Raw genomic sequence first — 26,814 nt, forward strand, 5'->3', positions numbered from 1 at the left:
TTCGAAGCCTTTCCTGATTTTCTGCGAAAAAAAGACAGGCACCTACACGATGTCTGTCTCCGTGGGATCTACCATCCCTTTTTCCTGATACTGTTGTTTGATGATCTGTTCCAGCTGTTTCCGCATTTCCTGATCCGCTACCTGAGTACAAAACTCCTGAAGCCATTTATCATGTAAATGCTCATCTGCTTCTGTCGGATCCCAGGACACAATGCTGCAGGTTTCATCATACAGCAATTCCAACTGCCGAAACTGTTCACTGAACTGTCCTGCATATTCATTCCAGATTTCTAAGTTATACAGCTTCAATCCTAGAAAATCAGAAACATACGTCAGCCTGTCCAAATCTGAAAACGTCATTTTTTCCTTTCCCAGCAAGATTGCCCTGTCACGCTTTCCGCATAAAAACAGGAAAGCAAACCGCTCCATATCTCTTTGGTGCATACCCATCACCCTTCTTGTAAATAATTCCTTATTACGAAACATTATAAAAAGTGAAACCAGTAAAATCAATATAAAGTTTCTTTATTGCGAAATATTCAAGAAATGAAAGGACCTTATCATGCAGAAAATCAGACCAGATATGGATATCGGTAAAAATATCCAGACAATTCGTTATGCGAATAAACTTACCCAGGATCAGGTCATTGCAAAATTAAACCTGATGGGGATTTCTATGTCCAAAAGCACTTATGCCAAGCTGGAAACCAACCGTATGAACATCAAGGTATCGGAACTTGTTGCCCTTGCTAAAATCTTCCACACCGATATCAACGCATTCTTTTCCGGGCTTCTCTAAACCGGAAAAGCAACCACTTCTTAAATTTCTCTTGTTATATCGCTCTTTCTTATTCTCTCCGTTTTTCTCCAACCAATCCAATCGTTCTATTTTGGTATATTTTTTGTCTCACTTTTACAACCGATTGTATTCCTAATCCCGTGTAAAATCAATAGAAAAAGTGCAAAAAGTGAGACAAACCTGTCAACACTATTTGCAGGAGGGATTAGAGATATGCCAAAACCGAAAACATCCACCGGGGAGAAAAATCTGATCAGCCAAAGGCTCATTGAACTCCGCCGCCAGCATAATATGTCACAGCGCCTCTTAGCCTACCAGCTTCAGCTGAATGGGTATGATATGGATAAAAATGTGATTACTAGAATTGAGACCAATAAGCGTTATGTCACAGATGTAGAATTAAAAGCGCTTACTGAAATTTTTAATGTTTCCTATGAGTATCTCATCGAGGGAACAGAAGAAAAGTCATAGCTTCCATTGTATGAGGCTGTGGCTTTTCTTTAATTTGCTTTTTAACTTTTGAAATTATTCCATGGTTCTTTCACTTTCTTAACGTTCTAAAGTAATCCTTGAGGTTTCTCCATTCCTGTCTAATTCGGTTGCCTTTATTCAGACCAATGCTTCTTCATCTCATACGCCAAATCCAATACTTCTTTAATTCGTTCCCGCTCTGTTTCTCCATGCGTATATTGCATTTCGCTAGCATATCTGCAAAGCCCCTGGAGTGTAATTTCCTCAAAAAGTTCCGGATAACCTGCTACAGGTTCTTCCAGTCCCCAATACTCTCCTATTTCGTTTGCAATCTTTTCCAACTTTAATCGTTCATCCTCATCATGGATTTTCCGTTGTCCTGCATAAATCAATAGCCCATACTGTGTTGCCTGCATAATCTTCTGTTCTGTTGTAAGTTCTTTACTCATTTTACATTTCTCCTTTCCTTTTCGACTACAACACTACCCTATCCTCCAACAGAAAGCTATTCACACATACCAACAAAATATTACTTGTAAACCTGTCTATTATTGACAATAAAAAACCTGCTACAAGGATGTCTTTCCTCATACCAGATATCAATACTTTCTTCCTACTGCATACACATTTTTTCTCATTACTTGTGTACCATGTACCTATATTGTCATGCAATCCTACTGTATATACGCTATGTACAGTAAGCACATGGGGTTCAGTTTACGTCGGCAAGAATTAAGGACGGACGTGTAATAAGGGCGCGTCCGATTGCCACGCGCTGCTGTTGACCGCCAGACAACTGGCTCGGCAAGTGGTTACGCCGTTCTTTCAGATTAAGAACCGTAAGCAGTTCTTCCAGATACTTCTTATCGGGTTTCTGATAATCGAGCAGCACCGGGAAAATGATATTCTGCTCAACGGTCAGTTCTGGAATTAAGTTGAATGCCTGAAAGATAAAGCCGATGTTCCTGCGCCGGAACACGGTCAACTTTCGGTCGTTCATGGAAAAAATGTCCTTGCCATCAATCAGCACCTTGCCGGAAGTCGGCGTGTCCAACGCGCCGATCATGTTCAGCAGCGTACTTTTACCGGAACCGGATTCCCCGACGATTGCCACATACTCGCCCTTTGGAACAGAAAAGCTGACATTCTTTAATGCCTTGACAGCGGTTTCTCCGCTGCCATAGGTCTTACTGATATTTTTGACTTCTAATAAGTTCATAGTGCAAACACCTCTTTCTGAATGATTTTGCGATATAGACAAGCTGTCTTTGTTTGTCCTGCCTATGTTTGAAAGGATAGCACCTGAATATGACTGTAAGCCTACAGCCAGCCTACAATTTTGTAGGAATCAGAAAATTCATTGTGAAAGTTGTCCCGATACCTAATTCGCTGTCAACCTCAATGGTGCCGTTATGTGCTTCAACGATTGCCTTTGCCAGAGGTAAGCCCAGTCCAATCCCTTGCTTGTCCTTGGAAAAACGGCTGCGATAAAACCGCTTAAAGATGTGATGTATATCCTCCGGGTGGATGCCGCATCCATTATCCTTTATCACAATTTGGACACCAGACGGCAATTCCTTCCACGCAACACGAATCGTTGCACCACTTTCTGTATGGTCAAACGCATTTTTCACAATATTGTCGATTGCCTCATTCAACCAATCACGATCACAAAAAAGAGAAAGATGATCCGAGCCAGACAGAATGATTTCTTTCTTTTCCTGTCTGGCTCTATATGCAAAATGCAGTTCAATATCCCGCATCATATCTGCCACATTTTCTGCGGTCTTTTCCAAGACAATGGCTCCGGCATCCAATCTTGTAATCTTGAGCAGACTTTGTACCAGTGTTTCGATACGGTCAAGTTCCTGCTCAGACAAATCCGCAAATTCTTTTACGGAGGACACTTCTATATCCTCGTCTTGAAGCAGTCCGTTATAAATATTGAGTGCTGCTAGCGGTGTTTTCAGTTGATGGGAAATATCTGAAATCGTATTTTTCAAAAATTCCTTTTCCCGCAGTTCATTATCTGCATGAGCGTTTAAGACAGCCGCTAGAGAATTGACAGAATGGAATAGCCGATATAATTCGCCCTCGTAATCACATTCAATACGGGCATTACGATTCCCATCAAGATACGCATTGATCTGCGATACTGCCTGCTCCATAATCTGATTTTGTTTTCTGAAATAAGAACAGCATACTGCCAATATGGATGTTCCAGCCAATACGGAAACAAGCAATAAAAACAGCGAAAACTGCTGATAGCGCAACCATAAAAAACCTTGTATCAGCAGAAGGGAGACTACCCAAATAACGGATACGGAAAGAAATAATTTTTTTATTTCTTTGTTTGCAAATATTTTCATAGGCCACCTCACTTGATCACATTCCATTTGTAGCCCATGCCCCGAACTGTCAGGAGCATTTGCGGTTCGCTTGGATTATCCTCGATCTTCATACGCAGCCGACGCATATAAACCGTAAGGGTGCTGCTGTCAATATAATTTCCATCACAATCCCACAGCTTATCTAAGATTTGTGCTTTCGTCAGTACCATGTTCGGGTTTCGCATAAACAGACACAGCAGCTTATATTCTGCGGCAGTCAGATCCAATAGCTCTCCATTCTTAAATGCCTGCCCTTGCAGCAAAAGCACTTTCATTCCGTTGGATTCCAGCCAGGTATCCGTGGAACTGAAATCTTTTGCCCGACGAAGCAGTGCATTTACTCTGGATACCAACACTCCTAGCTTGAACGGCTTTGTGATATAGTCATCACCACCAATGTCCAATCCCATGATAATGTCCACTTCTTCATCTGCCGCTGTCAAAAAAATGATAGGGACTTTGGAAACTTGTCTCACTTTTTTGCAAAATTCAAATCCGGTGCCATCCGGCAGTGATACATCGAGTATCAGCAAATCATATTTTCCATCTATCCACAAACTGTCTGCTTCTTTGAGAGTTCTGGCAACAGCTAATTCAAATCCCTGTTTTTTCAACGCAAAAGAAAGCCCATTGATTAAACTCAAATCGTCTTCAAGAAGTAATATGTTACTCATGTTTTTGCTCCTTTCCTAGTTTTGTCCGACCGTCAATCGGCTTCTCAGCAGTTTTAGGAATCAGCCAAACGCCAGCCATCTTCACCGCACCGGGGACGCGCCCACCGGCACAATAATAATTTACCCTACGAGATGTCACGCCCCATTTTTCGGCGGCCTCTTTTAGTGTCATATAATCCATTTCGCACCTCCATAGAATACATTATAGTTCTCCGTCTCGAACAATACAAGTTTGCCAGAACAGTTTCTCTCAAATAACCAGCACAATCAGTCTTCTTGTTCGGCACAATAAGGTCATTCCTTTGTGCAAATCGGAACGATAAAATATATTTGAGGTGAATGATTATGCCGATTGATGATTTAACTGCTTTAGGGCAAAAAATGCGGGAAGCCCGAAAGAATAAAGAACTGACACAACAGGAACTTTCTGATCTGAGCCATGTTTCTGTAAAGCAAATCGCCAATATCGAAAAGGGGAAAATGAATCCTTCTTATTTGATTTTGAGAGCATTGGCCAAGGTCCTGCATATCTCTTTAGATACACTTATAAATCCAGATGTTTCTCTGGAGGATGAGGGTGTCAATCAGATGAAAATGCTTTATTCCAGCTGTCCGCCAGAAATGCGTGACACCCTGCTGCATCACACCCAGGAAACGGTGAAAGAACTGACAGAGTTGTCCGAAAAATTTGAAACGAATTGAGCCAGTGAGTGAAATTTAACGATTTTCTCACTGGTTCTTTTTATTTCCAGAGAAAAGAGGCAAGCAATGCCTGTGTTAATACACACAGGCCCGCAGAGAAGAAAATCCCTTTGTGATTTTCCTCTCTGCTTGCTTGTTGAGGGCAGCGCCCCCAAGCCCCTTTGAACACAGAATTTCATTCTGTGGCTGCGCGTTCTGCGAACGCTTTTGACCAGGACCAGCTTACCGCTGGCCGTGGTCTTTTTCTTTTTCAACATCCTGTTCTACCTCCATTTTCAGCACTCGATCCACATTGGCCTTTGCCGTTAAAAGCTCGCGCATTTCCTCACGGGAACGCCGGTACTCGGCATAGGTCTTTTTCTTTTCTTCCAGCAATTTCGCGTACTCCGTCTGCAACTCTTTGACCTTGGGAAGTTTCTTGACTCCCATCTCATCAAAGGCATTCTTAGCAGCCTGGTGGAGCAGAATTTCTTCCTCATGTTCCCCCCGGAATTTCTTAGAGTAACCCGCCTTGCGGTATGCCACATAGACCTCACGGGTTTTAGCATAATTTACGATGTGAGTACGCAGAACAGCAATCTCTGCCATGCGCTTTTCAGCCGCTTTAATCTGCGCCGAAAGTTCATTGTGATGTGCCGTGGCAGCCGCAGCTTTTTCTTCCAAAACCGCATACTCCAGCAGGTTATTCTCTGACAGGTAATTCATGGTCTGCGCCATTTGCTTCAGATTGAAAACTTTAGCCCATCGCGTATAGCCAGCACCTTTTCCAGCCTGCAATTTTGCCTGAATGTCCACCAGCAGATTGATCTTTGGCGGCTCTGCCCGTGTGACTGTTTTCTTTCGCGGGGTATGTGCTTTCTTCCCTAAGAGAACTGCCCGCAAATCTTCCAATCCATATCCTTCGCCCAGACTGTCCATGCGGGCGGCTTTCTCCCAACCAGAGAGTTTCAGTCGATACGATTTTCCGCGCTTTGAGACTTCACAACCATACTCTTGCAACAGTTTCAGCAGTTCTTCAAAGTCAGCAGGACTTTGTGATAATGCGTTGTCAATCGCCACACGCAGCAGCTCTCGGTGAGAGGGCTTTGCCTGATCTCCCAGCCACTTGTTATAGCTTTTTCCGTGAGGTTTCGGATTCTCTACAATGGACAGTCCGTTTTCAATGCAGATTGTATCACTTAACCGGCGAACCGCCTTGGTGCTGCCCCAAAAGTTTCGGAATTTCCGGTCATATTCTAAGCTGACCGATGACCAGATAATGTGATTATGAATGTGCGACTTGTCTATGTGAGTGCAGACCACAAAGGCATGATTGCCTTTAGTAAAACGCTTTGCAAATTCTACGCCCAGCCGGTTTGCTTCTTCCGGGGTAATCTCACCAGGGCGGAAGGACTGGCGCACATGATAGGCGATCACATCATCTGCGCCGCGCACCCGTCCGGTAGCGGCAATGTACTGCCGCTTTGCCAGAAGGAACTCCGCATCCGCAGTCCGGCTGTCACACGCATAGCCGGTAATGAGCTTGCCGTTATCTGTTTTCTGTGGATTTGCTACATAGTCGATGATGTCACTGATTGCCCGACTTTCTGTGCGACCCTTGCCAACATGAAGCGGCATGATTCTTGTAGTTGCCATAATAGAAGGCCCTCCTCTCATAAATATTTTTTCGCTGAACTCTTTGCTTCTATCGTTGCAATAACTTTCTCCGCTGGGTATAATAAAAAAGAACATTCTACAACCTCAAAGGAGGGATTTTATGATAGAACAGCTCATTGCCGAAGCAACGGAATGTGATTTCAAAGTTGCTCTCGAAACAAAAAAGCCAAAAAGCTGGTTAAAAAGTGTCAGTGCCTTTTCCAATGGGATCGGCGGCACTCTGTTTTTCGGAGTCTCTGATGACCGGGAGCCTATCGGCTTGTCAGATGTTCAAAAGGATGCTGAAGCGATCAGCCGCTTAATCAAAGAACGAATCACACCATTACCTCAGTTCATCTTAAAACCATTACAGGAAGATGGTAAAAATCTATTAGCTCTGGAGGTTTCTCCCGGCCGCAGCACCCCATATTATTACAAGGCAGACGGCGTGATGGAAGCATATATCCGTGTTGGAAATGAAAGCGTAATTGCCCCTGATTACATTGTGAATGAACTGATCTTAAAGGGAACCAATCAGTCCTTTGATACCCTAACAACAGACGCGGTAAAAAAGGATTACAGCTTTACACTTCTGGAAGCAACCTATCTGGAACGGACTGGTCTCCGCTTTGAGCCATCCGATTATGTCTCCTTCGGTTTGGCTGACAAAAATGGGGTCTTGACCAATGCCGGAAAGCTCATGACCGATCAGCACACAGTCTATAACTCCCGTATGTTCTGTACCCGGTGGAATGGCTTGGAAAAAGGCTCTATCTTTGATGATGCATTGGACGATAAGGAATACGAAGGGAATCTGATTTATCTACTGAAAAGCGGCAGTGAATTTATTCGCAATAATTCCAAAGTCCGTTTTGTCAAAGAGGCACAGTATCGTGTAGACAAGCCGGATTATGCTGAACGAGCTGTGACAGAGGCTCTTGTCAATGCGCTTATCCATCGTGATTATATTGTGCTTGGCAGCGAAGTCCACATTGATATGTTTGATGATCGGGTGGAAATCACATCTCCGGGCGGTATGTTTGGCGGCGGCTCAATTCAGGAATACGATATTTACAGTATTCGTTCGATGCGACGAAACCCTGTGATTGCTGACCTGTTCCACCGCATGAAGTACATGGAACGCCGTGGAAGTGGTCTGCGCAAAATCGTCAGTGAAACTGAAAAGCTGCCTGGATACACAGAGGCATATAAGCCCGAATTTTCCTCAACAGCGACAGATTTCAGAGTCATCTTGAAAAATGTAAATTACCATCATGGTCCTTCTATCATAGAAACGACCCATGATAAGACCTATGACGCAACCCATGATGCAACCCATGATAAAATCCTTGCATTTTGCATAGAACCACATTCAAAATTAGAAATCGCAGAACACTGTGGATACAAAAACACAAAAAACTTTACACAAAAATATCTGCGTCCGCTATTGAACAATGGAACACTCAAAATGACACTTCCCGATAAACCGAAAAGTAAACATCAAAAATATATTACAGTTCGTTCCGAATAAACAGAGAAGCAGGGCAGTGGGTCTCATCTCCCATTGTCCTGCTTCTTTTCATTCCAAATTATATTCACATCATTTACCCATACACCCAATCCTGGATCGCAAATTTCAAACTCTGCACCTTGCTCAGCAGCCAGATCGCAGCCAGCGGCAGCCCCATCGGGCTAATCAAAAATGCCATAACCAGCAAAATCACACCATTCTGCGGGGAATAGGTAATCAGCACAGCCACGCCAAGCAGAGCAATTACCGTGCTTAGTAGACCAAGCACCAGACCGGATATGTAGATCAGCCCCGTGCAGAGCCAGACAAAAAGCGTCAACACCAAAATGACCGGTGCAGTTACGATCATCAGCAGACATTTCAAAATCTTCATTTCTGTTCCTCCTTCCAACGCTCCAGATACTGTTTGCATAGGGCATCCGCTTCTCTCTCATCATCTTCCGTCACTTCCCGTTTTCCTTTGGTCAGTTCAATCTCCAGATAAGTCCGGTAATCATCGGCTAAGAGGTCGAACAGTTCCTTGGGAGTATGGCACACCTCGCCAGAGCAATAGTGAAAATCTTGGTCAAATTCAACTCTTACACATCCATGGCGGCTGATATAAACTTCTATGGTCTCGTCTGCGGTTAGGTAATCCGCAAAAATCTCCAGCACCTTTTCAAAGGTCAGCATCTGTTTTCACTCCTTTGCTACGCTTCTTATTCTACTCATATTATCCGGTACGGACAGGCAAAAGACAAGGATACAGACAAAAAGAAAAAGCGGAGGAAGGTGCGGCGAAGAAACGCCGTTCCTCCCTCCGCAAATGGAGTATCTATCCCTGTTATGAAAGTTTGGAGAGTTGGGTAAGGATTTCCTTCACACCCTCCCACAGTTGTTCCTGCCGCTGGGATATATCCTCCAAGTCAGCATTATAAACCCGCCCGGTCTCATGCACTTTGCGGGTCAGCTGGTTCAAGTTGTTGCTGCTTCGGCGCATCAGGGAGACCAGCTCCTTCAGCTCTGGCAGTTCCAGCTTGACCACATAACCATCCAGCGCCATTTTCCGCAGATAAGCGCTCAAATTCTCTGTCCCGTATTGCTGCATCTTTTGATGGATCAGTTCCAGTTCTTCTGCGGACACCCAAAACAAAACCGGCACATCCCGCTTGCGCTTTGCCATGGTTATCGCTCCGGCTCCCGTTTTTTCGGGGTGGCAGGCTTGCGGGCAGGCGGTTCCTGCTTGAGCTTTTGCAGGACAGAGCTTTTCTGCTGTTCTTGAGCGACTTTTCGGAACTGTCTGGTGAACAGGTCGCTCAAACCGGGATTGACCTGATCTACCACCAGATAGGCACAGTGGCGGGAAGCGCCGCTGTCCTCCAGCGTAGGAATGGTTTTTGCCCATGCTTTATTGTCCTGAGAGATACGCCCGTCATAGTTCTTGCGCTGGATGGTGTTGGCAAGAATAAACTGTACCCGTTCCGTCCCGAACTTTTCCAGCACATCTTTGACCGCAGCCTCCGTATCCAGCCGATTCTCTGCATAGTGGGCGCTGATGGTCTGCTCAATGGCTTCTTTGCAGGCGCTGTTCGCCTGATATGAGAGGTTGTACTGTGCCATTTCCCCATGCTCGGACGCATAGGCAGCAGAATATGGATAGACCGGTGTTGTTCGCAGTTCCTCTTTGGCTCTGCACACATCGTCGGCACGGCTTTCAATGCTGTCCCGGATCACACCCATATAGCCGGTCTCCAGCTTTTCAAAATAGCGGTACACATCCGTCAATGGAGAGGGAGATTCCAAAAGCGCCTGAGCCTGGGTGTCGGTCAACTCCAGTTCCTCCATTGCCATCACGATGTCCTCGCGGATGGTGTACTCATAGGCATGGTTTAAGACTTCTTCCGGGGGCTGGCTTTTCAGCCAGTCCCGGAACTTGTCCTGTTCGGCAGCCATCTTTTCATAAAGAGCTGTATTCAGATCGTTAGTATTCATGTTATCGCACCTCCTCATGCTGTTTTGGTTTCTTGTCTGTACTGCGGGGTTGCACCGGGCATTTTAGGTTATCCAGCACCGAAGGCCGTGTGCTTTTGGCAACAACAGACTCGGTGTGTGCCTGCCCCTTTCCGTCGATGTTGAGCAGGGTATCCAGCTCCACCAGACGGGCGTTTTTGCTTCTCAGTTCTTCTTCATAAAGGAATGGCTTTCCGACTTCCTCCTTTGCGGCAGCCTGCTGCTGATAGAGGTTATCCAGCTGAGCCTTTGCCGCCTCCAGACGCTGGGGCATCTGGGCGAGGGCATTGTCGATACGGGTAAGATTTCCGCGAGGGTCTGTACCAAGGGTTGCCCGGTGGGTCATCTGTCCTTTCAGCAGGAGCGTATACTCCTGTTTCCATGCGGAAAATTCCACGGATATGGTATAGCCCCGGTAGCTGCCGATCTGCACCGGATCGGAGGTTTTGACCTCCTTGCAGGCATCCAGAAGTGCTGCGCCGGCGTTCTCCTTATCGGTCAGCAGATCGCCGCGGATTTCCATACCAGCAAAACCGTCCTCCGGGTGCGGGTGCGCTGCCAAAACCTTCAGATCGGATTCAAAGCCCTTGATAAAGCCTTTGTGCTTTTCAATCTCCTCCGGGAAGTATTTGAGCAGCTGGTCCTCCAGACGATATTGCTTGCTCTGGTGGTCGGCTTTCATCAGCTTCAGGCGGGATACCTCCACATCCAAATCCATACGCTCCTTGATGCGGGGATCTCCGGCGCACAGGGCTTTGATCTCGGCAAAGGAAAGCGCCGTTTCGTCCACATCATCGCAGGAACGCACCGGCGATTTAGAAGTCATGATCTGACTGATGAATTTTTGCTTATTCTCCACCGTCTGCCAGAGGTATGCGTCAAAGGTTCCTTCGGTCACATAGCGGTACACATGGACAAGAGGATTCTGGTTACCCTGGCGCTCGATACGACCCTTGCGCTGGGCAAGGTCTCCCGGTCTCCACGGACAGTCCAGATCATGAAGTGCCACCAGACGGTCCTGCACATTGGTGCCTGCGCCCATCTTGGCGGTGCTGCCCAAAAGGACACGCACCTGACCGGTACGGACTTTAGAGAACAACTCCTTTTTCCGCACTTCGGTGTTGGCTTCATGGATAAAAGCGATCTGGTCGGCAGGCATTCCCTGAGCAATGAGTTTCTGACGAATATCGTCATATACCGTAAAGACCGGTTCCTGCTCCGGCAGAGGCACAGCGCCTTCCAATGCGTGAAGCAGTGGATTATCCAGCGTTTTCGCCGCCTTGCTTGCAGGAGCTTTTGCCTGCGGTGTAGAAATGTCGCAGAACACCAGCTGGGTCAGCTTGTCAGCTTTGCCGTCCCGCCAGATCTGCATGATGTTGTCCACACACTGATTGACCTTTGTGCCAGGTTCGTCCGGCAGCATCTGGTTGACGATTCTCTGGTCAAGCCCCAACTTACGGCCATCCGAGGTAATCTTGAGCATATTGTCCTGGGACGGGTCAACGGTTCCGCTGTGTACCAGCGATGCGCGCTCCGAAAGGGCCTTGACCATTTCCTGCTGATGTTCGGTAGGCTGCGCCACGATGTTGTGGTATTCCACTTCCGGGGTAGGCAGATTCAGCTGGTCGGCAGTCTTAATGTCGGCCACTTCTTTGAACAGGTTCATCAGCTCCGGCAGGTTAAAGAACTTGCTGAATCTCGTTCTTGCCCGGTAGCCGGTTCCCTCCGGCGCCAGCTCCAATGCTGTGACGGTCTCCCCAAATCGGGAAGCCCAGCAGTCGAAGTGGGTCATGTTCAGTTCTTGCAGACGTTCATACTGAAGGTAACGCTGCATGGTGTAAAGCTCGGTCATAGAGTTGCTGACTGGTGTGCCGGTGGCAAAAATCACGCCACGGTTTCCGGTGATCTCATCCATATAGCGGCACTTGGCAAACATATCGGAGGATTTCTGTGCATCCGATGTGGAAAGACCAGCCACATTCCGCATTTTTGTGTATAGAAACAGGTTTTTATAGTTGTGGGCCTCGTCCACAAACAAACGGTCCACACCCAGCTGCTCGAAGGTTACCACATCATCTTTTCGTCCCTCGGCTTGCAGCTTTTCCAGTCTGGCTTCCAGAGATTTTCGGGTACGCTCCAGCTGCTTGACGGTAAAACGCTCGCCGCCGCTGGCCTGCACCTCTGCGATGCCCTCAGTGATCTCGTCGATCTGCTCATAGAGAAGCCTTTCCTGGCGCTCCCGGCTGATTGGGATACGCTCAAACTGGCTGTGTCCCATGATGATGGCGTCGTAGTCACCGGTCGCAATACGGGCGCAGAACTTCTTTCGGTTATGGGTCTCAAAGTCCTTTTTTGTGGTGACTAAGATATTGGCGGAAGGATAGAGACGTAGAAACTCCGACGCCCACTGCTCGGTCAGATGGTTTGGAACCACAAAGAGAGATTTCTGGCACAGTCCCAGGCGTTTGGCTTCCATCGAAGCAGCTACCATCTCAAAAGTTTTGCCTGCGCCCACTTCGTGTGCCAGCAGAGTATTACCGCCATACAGCACATGGGCGATGGCGCTTTTCTGGTGTTCCCGCAGGGTAATGGCCGGATTCATGCCGCCAAAAGTGATATGGCTGCCATCATACTCACGGGGACGGGTGGAGTTCATTTCTTCGTTGTACTGGCGCACCAAAGTCTGGCGGCGCTCCGGGTCTCTCCAGATCCAGTCCCTAAAGACTTCCCGGATAGCCTGCTGTTTTTGGGCAGCCAAAGTGGTCTCCTTGGCGTTCAGCACGCGGCGCTCTTTTCCGTCTGCGTCCTCTATGGTGTCATAGATACGGACATCTCGCAGGTTCAGGCTGTCCTCCAAAATCTTATAGGCATTGGCACGACTGGTCCCATAGGTGGTATAAGCTGCCACATCGTTGTAGGATACGGAAGATTTCCCCTTGATCTGCCATTCAGCGGTAAAGGACGAATAGTTGACCCCAATACTGCGCTGGAGATAAAACGGGGTATTAAAGGTCTCATACATAAACTGCTGGATATATTCCTTGTCAATCCAGGTAGCGCCCAGACGCACCTCGATCTCCGACGCATCCAGGTCTTTGGGCTGGGCGGCGCTAAGAGCTTCCACATTGACTGCATAAACCGGGTCCTGCTGTGCCGCCCGTTGCGCCTGACGCAGTTTGCGGCGTACATTGCCGGAGAGGTATTCATCAGCAGTCACATAATGGGGCGTTCCGTCCTGCTCCAACTGTCCCGGTACACGGAAGATTACGCCTTGCAGCTCTCCGGCCAGTTCTTCTTTTGTTTTTCCGGTAAGCTGGCTCATATAGTCCATATCCACGCAGGCTTTTTCCGAGATGGACACCGCCAGTGCTTCACTTGCCGTATCCACCACAGCCACCGCCTGATGGGGCTTGATGGTCCGCTTGGTGAACATATCTGCCTTGCGCTCCAGCTTTCCGTCCTCGTCGATGACTTCCAGCGCACAGAGCAGGTAATAGGAAGAATCGTCTGCATAGGCCAGACGGTTTGCACGGTCATTGATGAGACCGTATTTGGCAGAAAAGCTGTCATAGAGGCTGTTCAGTTCCGCCTGCTTTTGGGTAATGGTGCTGTCTGGAACCGCTGCATCCATCTGAAGGTCGATCAGTTCCTGCACACAATCACGCAGTCCCACAAGACCTTTTACGCGGGCTTCTGCGGTGGTGTTGAGATCCGGGCGCACCATGCGGCTGTTTTCCCGGTAGTACACCTGCCCGTCTACAATGGCATAAGAATAGTTCTTCACATTAGGATCGGCAGGAATGGAGGTGCCAATGGCTTCGCCTTCGCCCAGCTCCGGCAGCTCTGCCTCCTGATAAGTGCCATGAATGTACTTCACAGCATCATGCAGCTGGTCGGAAAGCTTCAGTCCCTCGATGGGGTTCACGGTGTAGTCCATACCATGTGCAGTGCTTACCGGCTCCTGTCTGCCCAGCACCATTTCCGGGTGGTCGATAAAATACCGGTTGATGGCAAACCCGTCCTCCGTCTGTCCGGTCTGGGTCCATTCCGGCACGATGTCCAACGGGCGGTCCCGTTTTTGGAGGAAGATGATGTCCGATACCACCTCGGCACCGGCATTCTTTTTGAACGCGTCATTAGGCAGACGAATAACACCCAGCAGTTCGGCACGTTGGGCAAGATAGCGGCGCACGGTGGAATCCTTGGCGTCCATGGTATATCGAGAGGTCACAAAAGCTACCACACCGCCGGGACGCACCTGGTCGAGTGCTTTGGCAAAAAAATAGTTATGAATACTGAAATTCAGCTTGTTGTAGGCTTTGTCATTGACCTGATACTGACCGAACGGCACATTGCCGATGGCAAGGTCAAAGAAGTCACGCCTGTCTGTGGTCTCAAAGCCGCCTACTGTGATGTCCGCCTTGGGATAGAGCTGCTTTGCGATGCGCCCGGAAACAGGGTCCAGCTCCACGCCGTACAGACGGCTGTTTCGCATTTTCTCCGGCAGCATACCAAAGAAATTGCCCACACCCATAGACGGCTCCAGAATATTTCCGGTCTCAAATCCCATACGGTCCACCGCTTCATAGATGGCCTGAATGACCGTAGGGCTGGTGTAATGGGCGTTGAGGGTAGAGCTTCTGGCGGCGGCATATTCCTCCGGGGTCAGCAGTTCTTTTAGCTGGGCATACTCTAAAGCCCATGCCGGTTTTTCCGGGTCAAAGGCATCGGCAAGACCTCCCCAGCCTACATAGCGGGATAGGACTTCCTGCTGTTCAGGGCTTGCCTGCTGTCCGGCAACTTCCAGCTCTTTCAGCAAACGAATGGCATTGATATTTGCCTGGAACTTGGCTTTCGGACCGCCTTCACCCAAATGCTCATCGGTAATACGGAAGTTTTTTGCATTGCGACGCAGGTTAGCCTTGTATTCCTCATAGGAGGCTTCCTCGGCAGCTTTGGCATTGGGGAAGGTCTGCCACTGGCCATTGACCTGAATGGAAACCGGGTGTTCGTCCAGCACTTCCTCAAAGGTTTTCTCCGGCTCTGTCACAGGGGCTGGCGGCTCCGGCTCCTCGATATGCAGCCGTTCCACCACCACATCATAAGGCAGATGGTTCTTGTCGCCCGGATAGACGGCCACGGTCTCGGAATGGAAGGCCGGGGATTCGGCAGCCGGTTCGGGCTGTTCCTGTCCAAAGCCATCCAGCTGACGGGCATACATCCCGCGCAGCAAAGGCGCAACTTCATCCCAGCGGAAATACAGCACAGCCAGACGCTTTTCCTCTGCATCCATGACTTCCAGTTCTATGCCCTGTGCCGTGGTACGGTAATCGGCAATATCGCCGGTCTCCAGATTCAGTGTCTCGATCTCACCGGAATAGGCTCTGCTCAGCCAGTAGGCGATCTCGCTGTTGCTCCTGCCGGATTGCAGCAGCGTGGAAATCTGCTTTTTATCCGCTTCATCCATCAGTCCATGAGCCAATACATCCCGCAAGTCCTGATCTGCCTTGTCCGGGGCAATAGGAAGAAACTCGGTATAGTAAGCATTGCGCCGGTCTGCCCGAAGCAGCTGCTCGAACTGTTCTTTGCGCTCTGCCCGGTAGATGGGATATACCATCCCGGTGGGCAGAAGCTGTACGGTGTCCTCCCGCAGCTCGGTGATCTGATAGGCGTCATCCTCGATATACACGGTATCGCCCACGGCATAGACCGGGGCGGCTGGGTCATAGGAGGTTCTTTGCGGAATTGGGCGGCGAACTGCGTCATATTCCTCATCGGAAATGGAAACTTTGGAAGTCTGCTCTGTCTCGGCATCTGCGATCTGCTCGGCATCTGACATCACCTGTTGGATAAACGGATCATTGTCCAGTTTTTCCGGGTCTGTCACCTGTCCGTTGACGATCCCTCTTTCTTCCAGAGCTTCCCGGATGGCGATTGGGTCGATGTCGTCAAAACGGTTCTGTTCTTCTTCGGTATAGAACCGGTCCTCCTGAATGAGCTGGGCAATCCGGCGCTGTACCTTCGGCCAGGGCAGCTGCGTTTTCTCCGGGCTGCCGGCACGGACAACGAACAGGCTGTTGCTGTTACTGCCGCCGTATTCCTGAGCCAGCCATGCGGCGGTATCTTTTTCTCTTGCATGGTCTTTCATATAGCGGATAACAGCGTGTTTACTCTCGATATTGCCGTTCCATGCACAAAGGGCAGTATCAATATCTTCCTGAGAAAGAGGGCGCAGAAGTTCATGAAGCTTTGGATAGGTTTCGTCGATCACTTCCCGGTGCAGACGCTGGCGGAACTCCGGCACATCCGAATAGAGTCGGATCAGCTCCATATCCTTAGAACCAAGGACCGCACGGCGCACAGCGGCATTACCCTCGATGACAGCATTTTCACGGTCGGAATGACCGCAGGCATTGCGATATGCGGTATCCTCGGAAATGGCGGCAGTCACCACAGGCTTATACTGCTCAAACAGCTCCCGAAGGGTAGGCTTTGGCGTTTCTTCCTCTATCTCCGGCTGCTGGGCATGAATGACATCTTCTTCTACCAGATCCTTTTCAGCCTGGATCTTGTCATACTGCGCTTGTTCCTGTTCGGTAAGATAGCGGCCTTTCTGGACAAGTGAGGTAATGCACTTGGCAACCTTTTCCCAGTTCAAGTGAACATCCGGGCAGTCCTGCTTTTTATAGTGCAGTCCTTTCCCGTCGTGATCTTCGCCGCTGTGTGTTGCGCCGGACAGGGCATGAGAGCGTCCGCCAATGCCATACTCGTCTTTAAGGAATCTCACTTTTTCCTTATCCGTATGGTTTTCCATGAAGAACGCATAGATACGGCCTTTTCCTCCGGCAAAACTGCTGCCGCCGGTCATGGCGGCGTCGATCTCATCCTCGGTAATGAAATGCTGGACGGTTGGCACTTGGGAAAGGTCCGAAGAAAAAGTCCTGCGGGGCAGGTCAAGGTCTTTCAGGTTCTCCCAGATTTCCCTTGGCCTATGGTAATGAAAGCGCAACAGGTCACGGTCCTGCTGATAGGCAGTCCAGAAGGCGGCGTATTCTTCCTTGAGTGTCTGGTGGAAAGCCGGGTCATTCAACTGCTCCGTCAGGCGGCGGGTCTCCTCCGGGAACCCATTGCCTCTGATTTCTGACAGGCAAGACAAATATCCTGCTTCTCTGGCTTCCTCGCTGAAATCGTGGTACAGATACCAGAGCTTTTCTGCAAGGAGGGAGCGTTCATAGCCTGCCGCTTCTGCAAGCTCCACATTGGAGGCAAACTGGCCGCTCTCCAAAAGCTCCCCGATACGCTCTGCGGCGCTCTCCCAGGAAATGACCTGGGCAGACCTGTCATAACGGACAGACTTCCCGTGGGAAAGATGGATACCATCCTCGGCATACCATGCGCTCACACTGCCAAGGCCGTTGCCGCCGTGGTACAGCGTTTTCAGTATCTCGGCAATCTCAGCGGTGGTTTTCTGCTTTTCAAAGGCAGCAACCACACGCTCTCTCTGGCGGTCTGTATTGCCGCCCAAACGCAGCACATGGTCAATATCATTTTGGGCAAAAGAAAAAGCAGAGGATGTATGCGCTACATTCTCTGCTTCATCTATGGATTGGATCTGCTCCGCTTCGGAGAGGAACAGGTTTAGGGTCAGCTGTTGATAAGCTCCGCCATCAGGATCTCCTCTGCCTGGGCTTTGCAGGTGTTCATCAGGCCCACCCACTTCATGGGATCGCTGGCTTTCAGTTCCTCGGTGGCTCCCGCTTCCTTCGCCAGCTGGGGCATCATCTGTTCCAGTCTGCTCTGGGCGGTCTCGTCGATCTCGATGAGGTGCGGGTACAGCTTCTCGCTCAGCAACATCTGGTTGTAGAGGATGGGACGGTGTTCTTTCAGGTAGGTTTTCCTCATCCTGCCGTACTTGCCCAGGGGTTTCTCCGGCTGCTGGCTCAGCTTCAGGTCGGGAATCTGATAGTCTCCGTTCTGGATGTAGGTCATGGGATTGTTCATCTTGCTTGCTCCTTTCTTGGTTGGCTTCGCGCTCTGCATTTCGGACGGTAACGCCGATCTGCCGCAGCACCTGCTGGTTGATCTGGCTGACCGCTGTTCCCAGCGCCCCGATGGTGGACGGGGTGTTGAAATCAAAGATCGCCATGAAATCTTCGTGGTCGAAGTAGCGTTCCGGCTCCAGTCCACAGCGGGACATCAAAGCGTAAGTGATGCTGACGGTGGCGGCTGCCTTGAACTGCACTCCGATGTTATACTCATCATATTCCTCCAAAAAGGAACCGTCAACGATATAGAAGAAGTCCTGCTGATGCTCCGTCCAGTATTCCTCAGCCAGTTTTCCGGCTACCTCCGTGAGCTGTCCGGCAAGATCATCACCGGAAACATCATAGGTGCGCTCCAGCATGGCCTGCACGGAATCCAGATGGCGCTCCTCCAACTGCCACAGCCAGGGAGTGCGGGAATGTTCACGGGTTCCGGTGTCGGAAATGTCAAAGACATAACGCAGGCGAGGTCTGTCCCCGGAATCATCCACCAGAGCAATTCCCTTGGAGCCGCGCCTTACATACCGGCCCATCTTTTCATTCCACAAATCGTACTCCGCACAGGCGGTGGCGTCCGGTCGCTGGGCGTAAATCATCAGCTGCTCATGGAACGGGTACTTGTAAAGGCGGGAAGCAGTGGTGAGAAACCCTGCCCATTCCTGCCAGCTCCCCGTGAGCTGCGTTGCCACCTTGTCCGCCATCTGTGCATATAGTTCAGCTTTGGTTGGCATAGTGTTCTGTCCTCCTTTCAGTTTTGGGGTAAAAAGGTGGGGTGGCAGATCGCCACCCCATCCCTGCGGTTATGTTGTTTACTGGTCAAAATCCGGGTACAACTCCAGCTCGGCAAACTCGGCAGCACTCATGGCCTGGAGCTTGCCCAGTGCGCTGTCTGTCAACTCCCGCAGCTCGGTTTCCTCCGGGGCCAGCTCGCCGCGCATCTCACGCAGGCTGTCGATCAGTCCGGTACGGCTGCCGGTATTGTAAATGCACATCAGGTTCATTTCCTCAAAAGTAAAGTTTCCCATATCAAATCTCCCTTTCCGCACTCTTTTTGGGTGCTGTCTTTTTGGGTGCTGTCTTTTTGTGTTCTGTCTTGGGCTGGCCTTTCAGCTGCTCCATGACGGACTTTTTCTTTTCCCGTTCCTCCCGATGGGTAGCGGCTGCCAACTCCATCAGGGAAATGGGCTGACCGCTTCGGGCCTGCTGTTCCAGCTCTGCCACCGTGGGTTCTTTTGCGCCATTGTTGATGATACCGTCGATCATGCCGTAATCGTCCTCCAGCATCATTTCCGCATTTTTCAGCGGGTTTTCTGGCAGGAATCCGAGGATCTGGGTAAAACCAACACTGTCACAGTAATGACAGGATACCTTACCGTCCTGTCTGATCGCAACGATGTCGCTGACGCTCATGGAGGGACTGTGAAAGTCCACGGGCTTTTCCAGATTGAATTGCTGATATAGTTTTTCCAGCTGCTCCGGCACAGTGCCAGACTCCCTCAGAGGAGCTGTGTAAATGAGGTCATAATTGCTACGGTCTATGGAAATGTTATGGGACTTTAACCAGTCCAGATTCATAAAGCGCACATTCTGCGGATCGTCACGGCTCACCTGATAGATGGCAAAGCAATCTCTGTTCTGGGAGAGAAATGCCTGTTCGCGTTCCTGCTGATGTTCCTGGCGCTCCATGACCTTTTCGTGGAACTGAGGGCTTTTCTCCCATTCCTCACGGTCCACACCGAAAATGCCGCCATGATCCATGATTTCCTGCGAGTCAAATACCATACTCTCCGTATTGTCCTCATGCAGCACATAGACAGTCAAACCAGCGGCATCCAGTTCCAGCGCCCGTTCTCTGGTGACAGGGAGCATCCCATCATAGAAGTAGCCGTATTCCTGCATATCCGGTGTGGATACCTGCTCATCAGGCATAGGGTATTCATCCAGCGCCTGCTCTTGTGCTTCCGGCAGCTGAGAAGAAGCAGCCATCTGACTGGCCTCTGCCTGCATCTGCTGGTAGGCAGCTTCCTGCAAGGTCTCAATCATGGACAACGGTGCGTATTTTACCGAGTCTCTGCCCAAATCGTTGTCATCACAAATCTGGAGAACTGCCTTCATGCGGGAAATCTCCGGCATATCCAGCTGACCACCATCCAACTCTTTCATGGACGCGGCATCGTAAAGGGTATAGTCCCAGCCGCTGCCACAGGACTGGATATGAAGATAGGTGGCATCGTCAATCAGAAACAAAGCCTCCTGCTGGTTGGCATCCGCCCCCAGCACTTCCATTTCCGGCATTGCCGCAGCCAGTTCCTTTACCGCTTTTTGCACCAGAGGATTATCACGGTAATAGTCGATTGCCTGGATGGTGTCCAGGTCAATGGTCTGGCCGGTCAAAATCGGAAAAGGTCCTTCATAGTCGCTTCCGTCTTTCAGCTCAAAACCAATGCCCTTGATCCCGTTCATTCGTTCTGCCGGAATCTCCTGATAAATGCGGATTGCTTCCTCCAAAGACAGATTATCGTGGTATTCTCCGAGGTTTGGAAATTCCATGCACTCTGCTACATAGTAGGTCAGATCGCCGGTCGGCAGCCTATCAGATACCTTAATGGCATCTGCTGGCTGCTCTATCGGGGCGGTTTCCGACTCTGCCTTTGCATGAGGGTCGATTCCGCGCTCTTTGCAGATTTCCTTATAGTGGCGCTCAATGTCGGAGATCAAAGTGCCGGAGGTTTTGTTGATGGTCTCCAAACTGGCTCTCAACTCTTTCAGTTCCTTGCCCTGACTCCAACTGGCAATATAGCCGAAGCTGTTTTCTCCGGTCTCGATGCCAAAATATTTGCAGACTGCGTAGGAGATGCTTTCAGCCTCCACTTCCTCCGTGTGGCGATTTTTGATTGCCTGTTTTTCTGTGGTTGGATCTTCCTCAACTGCAAGACGCCATTCAAACTGATTTTCGTCCACATAGCACCAATCCATATCAGAAGCAAACTGTTCAGCTTCTCTTTCTGTGGCAAAATCCAGCTTGAAATCATGCTTGGTTCCACCTTCACTCTCCAGCACAACCTTCCATGACGGTAGCATTTCATATTTTTTAGGGTCATGGAGCTTGCTGTGGGCAATCTCGTGTACTGTGGCCGAAACCGTCTGCACCTCACTCATGCCCTGACGAATGGCGATTTTCTGATGATCGGCAGAAAAATAGCCGTCCGTATCGGCGGCCATTGCTTCAAAAGTGATCGGCACCGGCGCACTGCGGCGCAGAGCCTCCATGAATGCCTCATAATTTGGCACATTGCCGGAAAGGGAGGAAGCAAGCTCCGGCAAAGGTTTCCCGTCGGTCTGGCTCACATCAAAAACCTTGACCGGACGGAACATAGGGATCTCGATTTCTTTTTCCTCTGTGACGATCTTTCCGTCTTTATCCAGAATCGGAGCCTTGGTATCCGGGTCCAGCTTCTGCTCCTCGATTTTCTTCTTATACGGTGTGGGAGCAATGATGGTAATGCCATGCTCGCCCTTTTTTACATGACGCTCAAACTGGTCTTTCCACTTATTGTATCCGGCTACCAATGTAGCGTCCGGCTTCTGCATATAGATGAGCATGGTGTTGTTTACCGAATAGCGGTGGAAGCGGGACATAACGGACAGATAGCTCATATACTTTTCACTCTCAAACAGTTCTTTGATCCCCTGCTCGATGCCATCTGTGATTTCCCTTAGCCGCTCTCGGTTGGTGGGTTTGTTCTCAGCCATGATTTTCAATCTCCTTTCCAAGTGTGTGATTTCTGCTGTGTGTTCTGCAATCCATGCCTTTTGTTCTTCTTCACTTTCATAAAGAAAAAGGTCCAACAGGTACTCTACATAGGTTTTCTTCTGGATTGCTTCCACAAAACGGGGGTGCGGTTCTTCCTCCGGTGTCCGGGGAGAATTGTCGGCCTCCCATTTTTTCAGCAAATGGTAATAATCGGACAGTACGCGATAACACCGCTGCCGGTCCTCCCGAAACTTTTGTGCCTCTGTTTTCTGCCGGACATATCTCCTACGGGGAGGGACCTGACTGTCATAGATCAGGCCAAAGTCCTGTGCCAGTTTCTCCGCCGCTTCTTTTGGGGAGAGGTCAAAGAGCTTTGCGGTAAAGTCGATCACATCCCCATCTTCACCGCAGCCAAAGCAGTGGAACCGCTGGTCTACCTTCATGCTGGGGTTCTTATCATCGTGGAAGGGACAGCAGGCCATGCCAGTTCGACTGACTTTTATCCCATAAAACTCTGCCGCTTCTTTGGTGCTGACCGACTGCTTAACTGCTTCAAATACATTCTCTGCCATGTGCCTTTAACTGTCGGACTTTTTCACAGGGGGCTGGTATCCGGCGGTTTTCGCCCGTTCACTGGCAGCTTTGCGACGCTCGGCGCTGTATGGCTCCCGGACTGATACACACCGCTTGGGAACGGTAAAGTTATGGGCGTCCTTTCGGGTGATCTGGTCGGGGTGCTTTTTTGCCAGCAGTTCCAGCTTCTCCATCAGACGGGGATCGTGGGTATAGACCTCAGCCATTGGTTCTGCCTGGTTATAGAGGAGAATGGTTTCCCGTTCCACTAAAGAGAGCTTCATCGGCTGCCTCCTTTCCGCTGGTCAAATTCCAGCTTGAAGTTGGCATACTGTCCATCGTCCTCCAAAACCACAGTGGCATCGTAGGTCTTGCCTGTTTTCTCCGAATATAGCCCCGTCACACGGACACGGCCATCGTTCAGCAGCGCAGACACCACAGCCTTGGTCGGCTGTTTTTTCTTGGCAGCCCACCATTTGTTATTTTTCCAGATTGCAAATTTGCAAGAATCATTCTGACAGAAGAAGCCTTTTTGCAGTTCTGCAACTTCACCGCCGCAGCGAGGGCATTTGCCCACCACCTCACGGAGCGGAGTGAACAGGTACTCGGTTCCCTTGATGACCTGATAAGTCCCCACCAAGTCTTTCAGCATGGTGCTGATCCCATCCAAAAACTCCTCTGGGGCAAGCTGCCCGCGCTCGATCTCGCCCAGTCGGTACTCCCACTCGGCAGTCAGAAGCGGCGATTGCAGTTGTTCCGGCAGAACGGTGATCAGGGAAACTGCATCGTGGGAAGGGAGAAGCTGCACCGTTTTCCTGCTCTTTTTTCGTTCCAGAAAACCGGCAGATACCAGCTTTTCCAAAATACCGGCACGGGTGGCCGGTGTCCCCAGACCTTTTCGCTCGGCATCCTCCGGCATATCCTCTTTTCCGGCAGTCTCCATCGCGGACAACAGGGTGTCCTCCGTAAAGTGCTGGGGCGGACTGCTTTTGCCTTCTTTGACGATTGCCGCAGAAACCGAAAGGGTCTGTCCTTCAGTCAGCTCCGGCAGGGCTGTCTCTGCACCCTCTTTTTTCGGCTCTGCATCCTTCGTTTTGGCACGGTAAGCGTCCTCCAGTGCTTTCCATCCGGGGTGCCTCACCGTTTTTCCTTTTGTGGTAAACTCCCCACCGGCACACGCTGCAATCACAACGGTTTCCAAATAGATATGGGGTTGGGCTACGGCGCACATCAGACGCAGGGCCACCAGCTCCAGCACCGCTTTTTCTCCCGCAGGAAGGGCAAAAAGGTCTGCATCCTTGAGATTTCTGGTAGGGATTACTGCGTGGTGGTCGGTTACTTTTTTATCGTTGATGACCGTCTGCGGATCACAGGTAATGGCGATTCCTTTGCGAAACGGCATAGCATTGGCAACCAGATTCACCAGCACCGGCAGGCTGTCTGCCATATCGCCAGTCAGATAGCGGCTGTCAGTACGGGGATAGGTGCAGAGCTTCTTTTCATACAGGCTTTGCAGATAGTCCAGGGTCTGCTGGGCTGTAAATCCAAGCAGGCGGTTGGCATCTCTTTGCAGAGTAGTCAGGTCATAGAGGGCAGGCGGCTTTTCGGACTTTTCCTTGCACTCCACCTTTTTGATTGTGACATTTGCACCCTGACAGGCTTCTTTCAGCTGCTCAGCAGCAACCTTATCCGCCATGCGCTCCCCGGATACGGTAAGACCGGGCAGCTCCAGCGCCACGGTATAAAAGGGAATCGGCTGAAAGGTGTCGATCTCAGCTTCTCGCTGAACAATAAGCGCCAGCGTCGGGGACATCACGCGCCCGATGTTGAGGGTTCGGTGATACAGCACGGAAAAAAGCCTTGTCGCATTGATCCCCACCAGCCAGTCGGCCTTGGCACGGCAGAGGGCAGCATCCCGAAGTCCGTCATAGTCCGCACCGGGGCGCAGGTTTGCAAAGCCTTCCCTTATGGCGGAGTCCTCCATCGAAGAAATCCAGAGCCTTTTCATCGGCTTCTTGCAACCTGCCAGCTCATAGACGCTACGGAAGATCATCTCGCCCTCGCGTCCGGCATCACAGGCATTTACCACTTCCGTCACATCCGGGGCATTCATCAGCTTTTTGAGAATATCAAACTGCTTTTTCTTATCTTTTCCCACCACCATCTGCCAATGTTCCGGCAGGATAGGCAGATCATCATATCGCCACTTGGCATACTTTGGGTCATAGCTGTCTGCATCCGCAAGACCGGCCAGGTGGCCCACGCACCAGCTGACACGCCAGCCGTTGCCCTCCAGATACCCGTCCTTACGAGCAGTTGCACCGATTACCGTAGCCAGACTTTGTGCAACCGATGGTTTTTCAGCAATCACTAAATTCATAATCTTCAGCCTCCCATTCTTCCCGCACAGGCGTGTGCAGTTTTTTCTCTATGCTGTTTTCCTCATCCAGTAGCAGGTTATAACCAAACCGGTAGTCATAGCGGTACAGTTTCCCCAGCAGGTCATTGATGATGATACGGCAAGCCAAAATGACACGGGTTTTATCCACCTGCATCAGCTGGTAGCGTTGATAATTGCTGTAATATTCTTCGTGACGGCGGGTATTGCAGGCGGCATCTTCAAGTAAACTATCTACTGCATCCTGACAACCATCTTCTTTTTCCCCTTCCATGCAGTTCAGAAGTTCCATCATCAAAGGAAAGCTCTGTTCATCCATAGGAGCTTCTGCTGCAAGAAAACCGATCAAAGCGGATAAGAGCAGACGAGCCGCCGTCTGTTCTTGTTCCGTCAGCACGGCCATTGTTTTCTCCGCATTTGGCAGGATCTTTTCTTCCACAAAATCTGCCGCATCGTCGGAACAAAGCTGACGGATAGAATCTATGGACAATGAAACTGTCACGGTATCTAAGGAGAAATCAAAGGGGTCATCTTGCTTTGGCTTTCTCCGAAGTTTGTTTAACATGGTAGAAAGAATGTCGCCGCCAAAATACACGGCGATCACCAGCAGGTCAAAAACAGCAATCAGCTTGATAAATATAATCAGAACACTCATTTTTTTCGTTTCCTTTCTTTGAGCCAGCGTTCCATCTCACGATGGCAGATACCTACGCAGGGGCTTCCATAACTCCCGCAACCATAGCAGGGGTGGTTGTGGGGTAAAGAAGGAGGACGGGAAGTTTCCCTCCCGCCCTCCGGCCTGCGTGTCATCATGCGTTCATAGGGACTGTCTGTGAAACGGGTCATTTCACGCTATCCTCGTCATCTTCTTCTGTGCTGCCCCCGTCAGCGTCAGGCTCATCTGACTCCTCATTTTCGGTTTCCCATTCCTCGGAATCTTCCTCGCCATAATCATAATCGTCCAGACTGTCATTGCCCTTGGTCTTAGGCTTGTTCTTAACGAGCTTCAAATAGGCAAATACGCCACCGCCACCAAGCAGAGCCAGCAGAAGAATCAGCGCAGCCGGATTTAGTCCGGCAGGCGTCTCTTTTTCCGGCTCCGGTGTTTCTGCCGGAGGTTCCGGTGCTTTGCCCGTACATTTACTCTTATCAGTTGCACAGACCGGACAAGCCGTATTGACTGCCCCTGCTTCACATTTTGTCGTGCAGCTACACACAGCAGCTGGCTCCTCTTTAACATTTCCATCTTCCATCAGTGCCATCAAATCCGCTTCATCCACCTGGTTCAGAAAGTGAACAGCAGTCTCCTTGTCCTCATTCGCCCTGTCAATCAGGATGTAAAAGTAATTTCCAGCTTTGGTCGTAACCGTAATAAGCTGCTTATTGCCACCAAAATCATCCACCAGAGCGGCATTGCCATCTGGTGTAAGTGCCGGTGCCGGTTCTGTTTCTTCCACAATCACGTTGCTATCATTGGTAGAATCCTCTGCCGGTGCCGCCGGAGCCTGTTCTGACCCCTGTGCAAAAGCAGGGATCGTAAAGCCAAATGCCACAACCATTGTCAGGCAAAGGGCGGAAAGTGTTCGGAGCAATCGTTTATTCCTCATAGCTGTTTTCCTCCTGTTCGTTGTTGTCATCAGCCAAACTGCCGGGAACTGTGCCGCCGGACAGCATGGCGCTCAACTGGGTCGGGGTCATACGCAAGGCGCGCACCATCTGGACGATCTCCAGATTTTCTGCCTCGGTTTTCTGTGCTTCCAGCGCCTTGAGCTTTTCCTGATACTCTGCGATCTTCTCGCGGACCTTTGTAATCTCCTGGTCAATGCGCTCAATTTTGTTCTTTGCCATCGTCTATC

Annotated in this window: 25 protein-coding genes and 1 pseudogene; 5 read left to right on the top strand and 21 right to left on the bottom strand. The window is 50.0% G+C overall.

Annotated features, from left to right (window positions below):
* Positions 1 to 42 precede the first annotated feature (42 nt).
* On the bottom strand, positions 43 to 360 hold the full coding sequence (locus DW642_RS14635; RefSeq protein WP_242991202.1) for a hypothetical protein: 318 nt from the start codon (positions 358 to 360) through the stop codon (positions 43 to 45).
* Positions 361 to 562: 202 nt separating this feature from the next.
* Here DW642_RS14635 and DW642_RS14640 point away from each other — a divergent pair, with 202 nt between their 5' ends.
* Both DW642_RS14640 and DW642_RS14645 read left to right on the top strand, forming a co-directional pair.
* Positions 563 to 799, top strand: a complete 237-nt coding sequence (locus DW642_RS14640) for a helix-turn-helix domain-containing protein (protein ID WP_004840642.1) — start codon at positions 563 to 565, stop codon at positions 797 to 799.
* 213 nt (positions 800 to 1,012) lie between these two features.
* Positions 1,013 to 1,270, top strand: a complete 258-nt coding sequence (locus DW642_RS14645; RefSeq protein WP_114002301.1) for a helix-turn-helix domain-containing protein — start codon at positions 1,013 to 1,015, stop codon at positions 1,268 to 1,270.
* 134 nt (positions 1,271 to 1,404) lie between these two features.
* On the opposite strand, the gene DW642_RS14650 is transcribed toward DW642_RS14645, so the two are convergent.
* From DW642_RS14650 to DW642_RS14670, 5 genes and pseudogenes are all read right to left on the bottom strand, one after another.
* On the bottom strand, positions 1,405 to 1,719 hold the full coding sequence (locus DW642_RS14650) for a hypothetical protein (protein ID WP_117510771.1): 315 nt from the start codon (positions 1,717 to 1,719) through the stop codon (positions 1,405 to 1,407).
* A 272-nt stretch (positions 1,720 to 1,991) separates the two neighbouring features.
* Positions 1,992 to 2,489, bottom strand: a pseudogene (locus DW642_RS14655) (ABC transporter ATP-binding protein); the annotation flags it as partial.
* A gap of 112 nt (positions 2,490 to 2,601) precedes the next feature.
* Entirely contained in the window at positions 2,602 to 3,639 is a 1,038-nt protein-coding gene (locus DW642_RS14660; RefSeq protein WP_117510775.1) for a sensor histidine kinase, read from the bottom strand.
* A gap of 8 nt (positions 3,640 to 3,647) precedes the next feature.
* Positions 3,648 to 4,334, bottom strand: coding sequence for a response regulator transcription factor (locus tag DW642_RS14665; RefSeq protein WP_117510777.1), 687 nt, complete (start codon positions 4,332 to 4,334; stop codon positions 3,648 to 3,650).
* Positions 4,327 to 4,515: a helix-turn-helix domain-containing protein gene (locus DW642_RS14670; protein WP_117510779.1), complete on the bottom strand. Its 189-nt coding sequence runs from the start codon at positions 4,513 to 4,515 to the stop codon at positions 4,327 to 4,329. The genes DW642_RS14665 and DW642_RS14670 overlap by 8 nt, the downstream gene beginning before the upstream one ends.
* A 164-nt stretch (positions 4,516 to 4,679) precedes the next feature.
* Here DW642_RS14670 and DW642_RS14675 point away from each other — a divergent pair, with 164 nt between their 5' ends.
* A complete protein-coding gene (locus DW642_RS14675; RefSeq protein WP_005337966.1) occupies positions 4,680 to 5,036 on the top strand; it encodes a helix-turn-helix domain-containing protein in 357 nt (118 codons plus the stop codon).
* Between the two features lie 222 nt (positions 5,037 to 5,258).
* Here the strand turns inward: DW642_RS14675 and DW642_RS14685 are convergent, their stop codons facing one another.
* The gene (locus tag DW642_RS14685) at positions 5,259 to 6,671 is read right to left on the bottom strand and encodes a relaxase/mobilization nuclease domain-containing protein (RefSeq protein ID WP_117453443.1); all 1,413 of its coding nucleotides are present in this window, start codon (positions 6,669 to 6,671) and stop codon (positions 5,259 to 5,261) included.
* 121 nt (positions 6,672 to 6,792) lie between these two features.
* Here DW642_RS14685 and DW642_RS14690 point away from each other — a divergent pair, with 121 nt between their 5' ends.
* A complete protein-coding gene (locus tag DW642_RS14690; RefSeq protein ID WP_117510783.1) occupies positions 6,793 to 8,202 on the top strand; it encodes an ATP-binding protein in 1,410 nt (469 codons plus the stop codon).
* A 73-nt stretch (positions 8,203 to 8,275) separates the two neighbouring features.
* On the opposite strand, the gene DW642_RS14695 is transcribed toward DW642_RS14690, so the two are convergent.
* The 6 genes from DW642_RS14695 to DW642_RS16350 all read right to left on the bottom strand — a co-directional run bounded on the left by DW642_RS14695 (position 8,276) and on the right by DW642_RS16350 (position 18,180).
* Entirely contained in the window at positions 8,276 to 8,575 is a 300-nt protein-coding gene (locus DW642_RS14695; protein ID WP_097772891.1) for a CD1845 family protein, read from the bottom strand.
* The gene (locus DW642_RS14700) at positions 8,572 to 8,874 is read right to left on the bottom strand and encodes a hypothetical protein (RefSeq protein WP_015529855.1); all 303 of its coding nucleotides are present in this window, start codon (positions 8,872 to 8,874) and stop codon (positions 8,572 to 8,574) included. The genes DW642_RS14695 and DW642_RS14700 overlap by 4 nt, the downstream gene beginning before the upstream one ends.
* 151 nt (positions 8,875 to 9,025) lie before the next feature.
* Complete coding sequence (locus DW642_RS14710) at positions 9,026 to 9,364, bottom strand: plasmid mobilization protein (RefSeq protein WP_003526263.1); 339 nt, start codon at positions 9,362 to 9,364, stop codon at positions 9,026 to 9,028.
* Positions 9,365 to 9,366: 2 nt separating this feature from the next.
* Complete coding sequence (locus DW642_RS14715; RefSeq protein WP_117510785.1) at positions 9,367 to 10,173, bottom strand: DUF3849 domain-containing protein; 807 nt, start codon at positions 10,171 to 10,173, stop codon at positions 9,367 to 9,369.
* A 1-nt stretch (position 10,174) separates the two neighbouring features.
* Positions 10,175 to 16,339, bottom strand: coding sequence for an SNF2-related protein (locus DW642_RS14720; RefSeq protein WP_442857745.1), 6,165 nt, complete (start codon positions 16,337 to 16,339; stop codon positions 10,175 to 10,177).
* A gap of 1,496 nt (positions 16,340 to 17,835) precedes the next feature.
* Complete coding sequence (locus DW642_RS16350; RefSeq protein ID WP_425516118.1) at positions 17,836 to 18,180, bottom strand: TnpV protein; 345 nt, start codon at positions 18,178 to 18,180, stop codon at positions 17,836 to 17,838.
* Here DW642_RS16350 and DW642_RS16355 point away from each other — a divergent pair.
* Positions 18,179 to 18,946, top strand: coding sequence for a hypothetical protein (locus tag DW642_RS16355; protein WP_242991203.1), 768 nt, complete (start codon positions 18,179 to 18,181; stop codon positions 18,944 to 18,946). The two genes, DW642_RS16350 and DW642_RS16355, sit on opposite strands and share 2 nt — an antisense overlap.
* A gap of 96 nt (positions 18,947 to 19,042) precedes the next feature.
* Here DW642_RS16355 and DW642_RS14725 read toward each other — a convergent pair whose 3' ends face one another.
* The 8 genes from DW642_RS14725 to DW642_RS14760 are packed head-to-tail and all read right to left on the bottom strand — an operon-like array spanning position 19,043 to position 26,806.
* Positions 19,043 to 19,258, bottom strand: a complete 216-nt coding sequence (locus tag DW642_RS14725) for a transposon-transfer assisting family protein (RefSeq protein WP_117510789.1) — start codon at positions 19,256 to 19,258, stop codon at positions 19,043 to 19,045.
* Position 19,259: 1 nt separating this feature from the next.
* Entirely contained in the window at positions 19,260 to 22,559 is a 3,300-nt protein-coding gene (locus DW642_RS14730) for a YodL domain-containing protein (protein WP_117510791.1), read from the bottom strand.
* Positions 22,560 to 22,565: 6 nt separating this feature from the next.
* On the bottom strand, positions 22,566 to 22,844 hold the full coding sequence (locus DW642_RS14735; RefSeq protein ID WP_117510793.1) for an immunoglobulin: 279 nt from the start codon (positions 22,842 to 22,844) through the stop codon (positions 22,566 to 22,568).
* The gene (locus DW642_RS14740; RefSeq protein ID WP_117510795.1) at positions 22,841 to 24,940 is read right to left on the bottom strand and encodes a type IA DNA topoisomerase; all 2,100 of its coding nucleotides are present in this window, start codon (positions 24,938 to 24,940) and stop codon (positions 22,841 to 22,843) included. The genes DW642_RS14735 and DW642_RS14740 overlap by 4 nt, the downstream gene beginning before the upstream one ends.
* Positions 24,921 to 25,613 carry a conjugal transfer protein TraG gene (locus DW642_RS14745; protein ID WP_117510797.1) on the bottom strand — a complete coding sequence of 231 codons (693 nt, stop codon included), beginning with the start codon at positions 25,611 to 25,613 and terminating at the stop codon, positions 24,921 to 24,923. Before DW642_RS14745 ends, DW642_RS14740 begins: the two co-directional genes overlap by 20 nt.
* On the bottom strand, positions 25,610 to 25,804 hold the full coding sequence (locus DW642_RS14750; RefSeq protein WP_004797798.1) for a hypothetical protein: 195 nt from the start codon (positions 25,802 to 25,804) through the stop codon (positions 25,610 to 25,612). Before DW642_RS14750 ends, DW642_RS14745 begins: the two co-directional genes overlap by 4 nt.
* Entirely contained in the window at positions 25,801 to 26,565 is a 765-nt protein-coding gene (locus tag DW642_RS14755) for a DUF4366 domain-containing protein (RefSeq protein WP_117510799.1), read from the bottom strand. The genes DW642_RS14750 and DW642_RS14755 overlap by 4 nt, the downstream gene beginning before the upstream one ends.
* Entirely contained in the window at positions 26,555 to 26,806 is a 252-nt protein-coding gene (locus DW642_RS14760; protein ID WP_006777886.1) for a DUF4315 family protein, read from the bottom strand. Before DW642_RS14760 ends, DW642_RS14755 begins: the two co-directional genes overlap by 11 nt.
* Between the last annotated feature and the right edge of the window lie 8 nt (positions 26,807 to 26,814).

The organism is Blautia sp. AM23-13AC (genome assembly GCF_003435675.1).
GTDB lineage: Bacteria > Bacillota > Clostridia > Lachnospirales > Lachnospiraceae > Fusicatenibacter > Fusicatenibacter saccharivorans.

Coding starts and splice junctions, on each gene's coding strand:
- DW642_RS14645 (WP_114002301.1), top strand. CDS start 1,013: ATGCCAAAACCGAAAACATCCACCGGGGAGAAAAATCTGATCAGCCAA.
- DW642_RS14725 (WP_117510789.1), bottom strand. CDS start 19,258: ATGGGAAACTTTACTTTTGAGGAAATGAACCTGATGTGCATTTACAAT.
- DW642_RS14650 (WP_117510771.1), bottom strand. CDS start 1,719: ATGAGTAAAGAACTTACAACAGAACAGAAGATTATGCAGGCAACACAG.
- DW642_RS14700 (WP_015529855.1), bottom strand. CDS start 8,874: ATGCTGACCTTTGAAAAGGTGCTGGAGATTTTTGCGGATTACCTAACC.
- DW642_RS14685 (WP_117453443.1), bottom strand. CDS start 6,671: ATGGCAACTACAAGAATCATGCCGCTTCATGTTGGCAAGGGTCGCACA.
- DW642_RS14755 (WP_117510799.1), bottom strand. CDS start 26,565: ATGAGGAATAAACGATTGCTCCGAACACTTTCCGCCCTTTGCCTGACA.
- DW642_RS16350 (WP_425516118.1), bottom strand. CDS start 18,180: ATGACCTACATCCAGAACGGAGACTATCAGATTCCCGACCTGAAGCTG.
- DW642_RS14710 (WP_003526263.1), bottom strand. CDS start 9,364: ATGGCAAAGCGCAAGCGGGATGTGCCGGTTTTGTTTTGGGTGTCCGCA.
- DW642_RS14750 (WP_004797798.1), bottom strand. CDS start 25,804: ATGACCCGTTTCACAGACAGTCCCTATGAACGCATGATGACACGCAGG.
- DW642_RS14675 (WP_005337966.1), top strand. CDS start 4,680: ATGCCGATTGATGATTTAACTGCTTTAGGGCAAAAAATGCGGGAAGCC.
- DW642_RS14690 (WP_117510783.1), top strand. CDS start 6,793: ATGATAGAACAGCTCATTGCCGAAGCAACGGAATGTGATTTCAAAGTT.
- DW642_RS14745 (WP_117510797.1), bottom strand. CDS start 25,613: ATGAGTGTTCTGATTATATTTATCAAGCTGATTGCTGTTTTTGACCTG.
- DW642_RS14730 (WP_117510791.1), bottom strand. CDS start 22,559: ATGGCAGAGAATGTATTTGAAGCAGTTAAGCAGTCGGTCAGCACCAAA.
- DW642_RS14715 (WP_117510785.1), bottom strand. CDS start 10,173: ATGAATACTAACGATCTGAATACAGCTCTTTATGAAAAGATGGCTGCC.
- DW642_RS16355 (WP_242991203.1), top strand. CDS start 18,179: ATGGGATTGTTCATCTTGCTTGCTCCTTTCTTGGTTGGCTTCGCGCTC.
- DW642_RS14670 (WP_117510779.1), bottom strand. CDS start 4,515: ATGGATTATATGACACTAAAAGAGGCCGCCGAAAAATGGGGCGTGACA.
- DW642_RS14665 (WP_117510777.1), bottom strand. CDS start 4,334: ATGAGTAACATATTACTTCTTGAAGACGATTTGAGTTTAATCAATGGG.
- DW642_RS14760 (WP_006777886.1), bottom strand. CDS start 26,806: ATGGCAAAGAACAAAATTGAGCGCATTGACCAGGAGATTACAAAGGTC.
- DW642_RS14735 (WP_117510793.1), bottom strand. CDS start 22,844: ATGAAGCTCTCTTTAGTGGAACGGGAAACCATTCTCCTCTATAACCAG.
- DW642_RS14660 (WP_117510775.1), bottom strand. CDS start 3,639: ATGAAAATATTTGCAAACAAAGAAATAAAAAAATTATTTCTTTCCGTA.
- DW642_RS14740 (WP_117510795.1), bottom strand. CDS start 24,940: ATGAATTTAGTGATTGCTGAAAAACCATCGGTTGCACAAAGTCTGGCT.
- DW642_RS14695 (WP_097772891.1), bottom strand. CDS start 8,575: ATGAAGATTTTGAAATGTCTGCTGATGATCGTAACTGCACCGGTCATT.
- DW642_RS14640 (WP_004840642.1), top strand. CDS start 563: ATGCAGAAAATCAGACCAGATATGGATATCGGTAAAAATATCCAGACA.
- DW642_RS14635 (WP_242991202.1), bottom strand. CDS start 360: ATGACGTTTTCAGATTTGGACAGGCTGACGTATGTTTCTGATTTTCTA.
- DW642_RS14720 (WP_442857745.1), bottom strand. CDS start 16,339: ATGAAAGACCATGCAAGAGAAAAAGATACCGCCGCATGGCTGGCTCAG.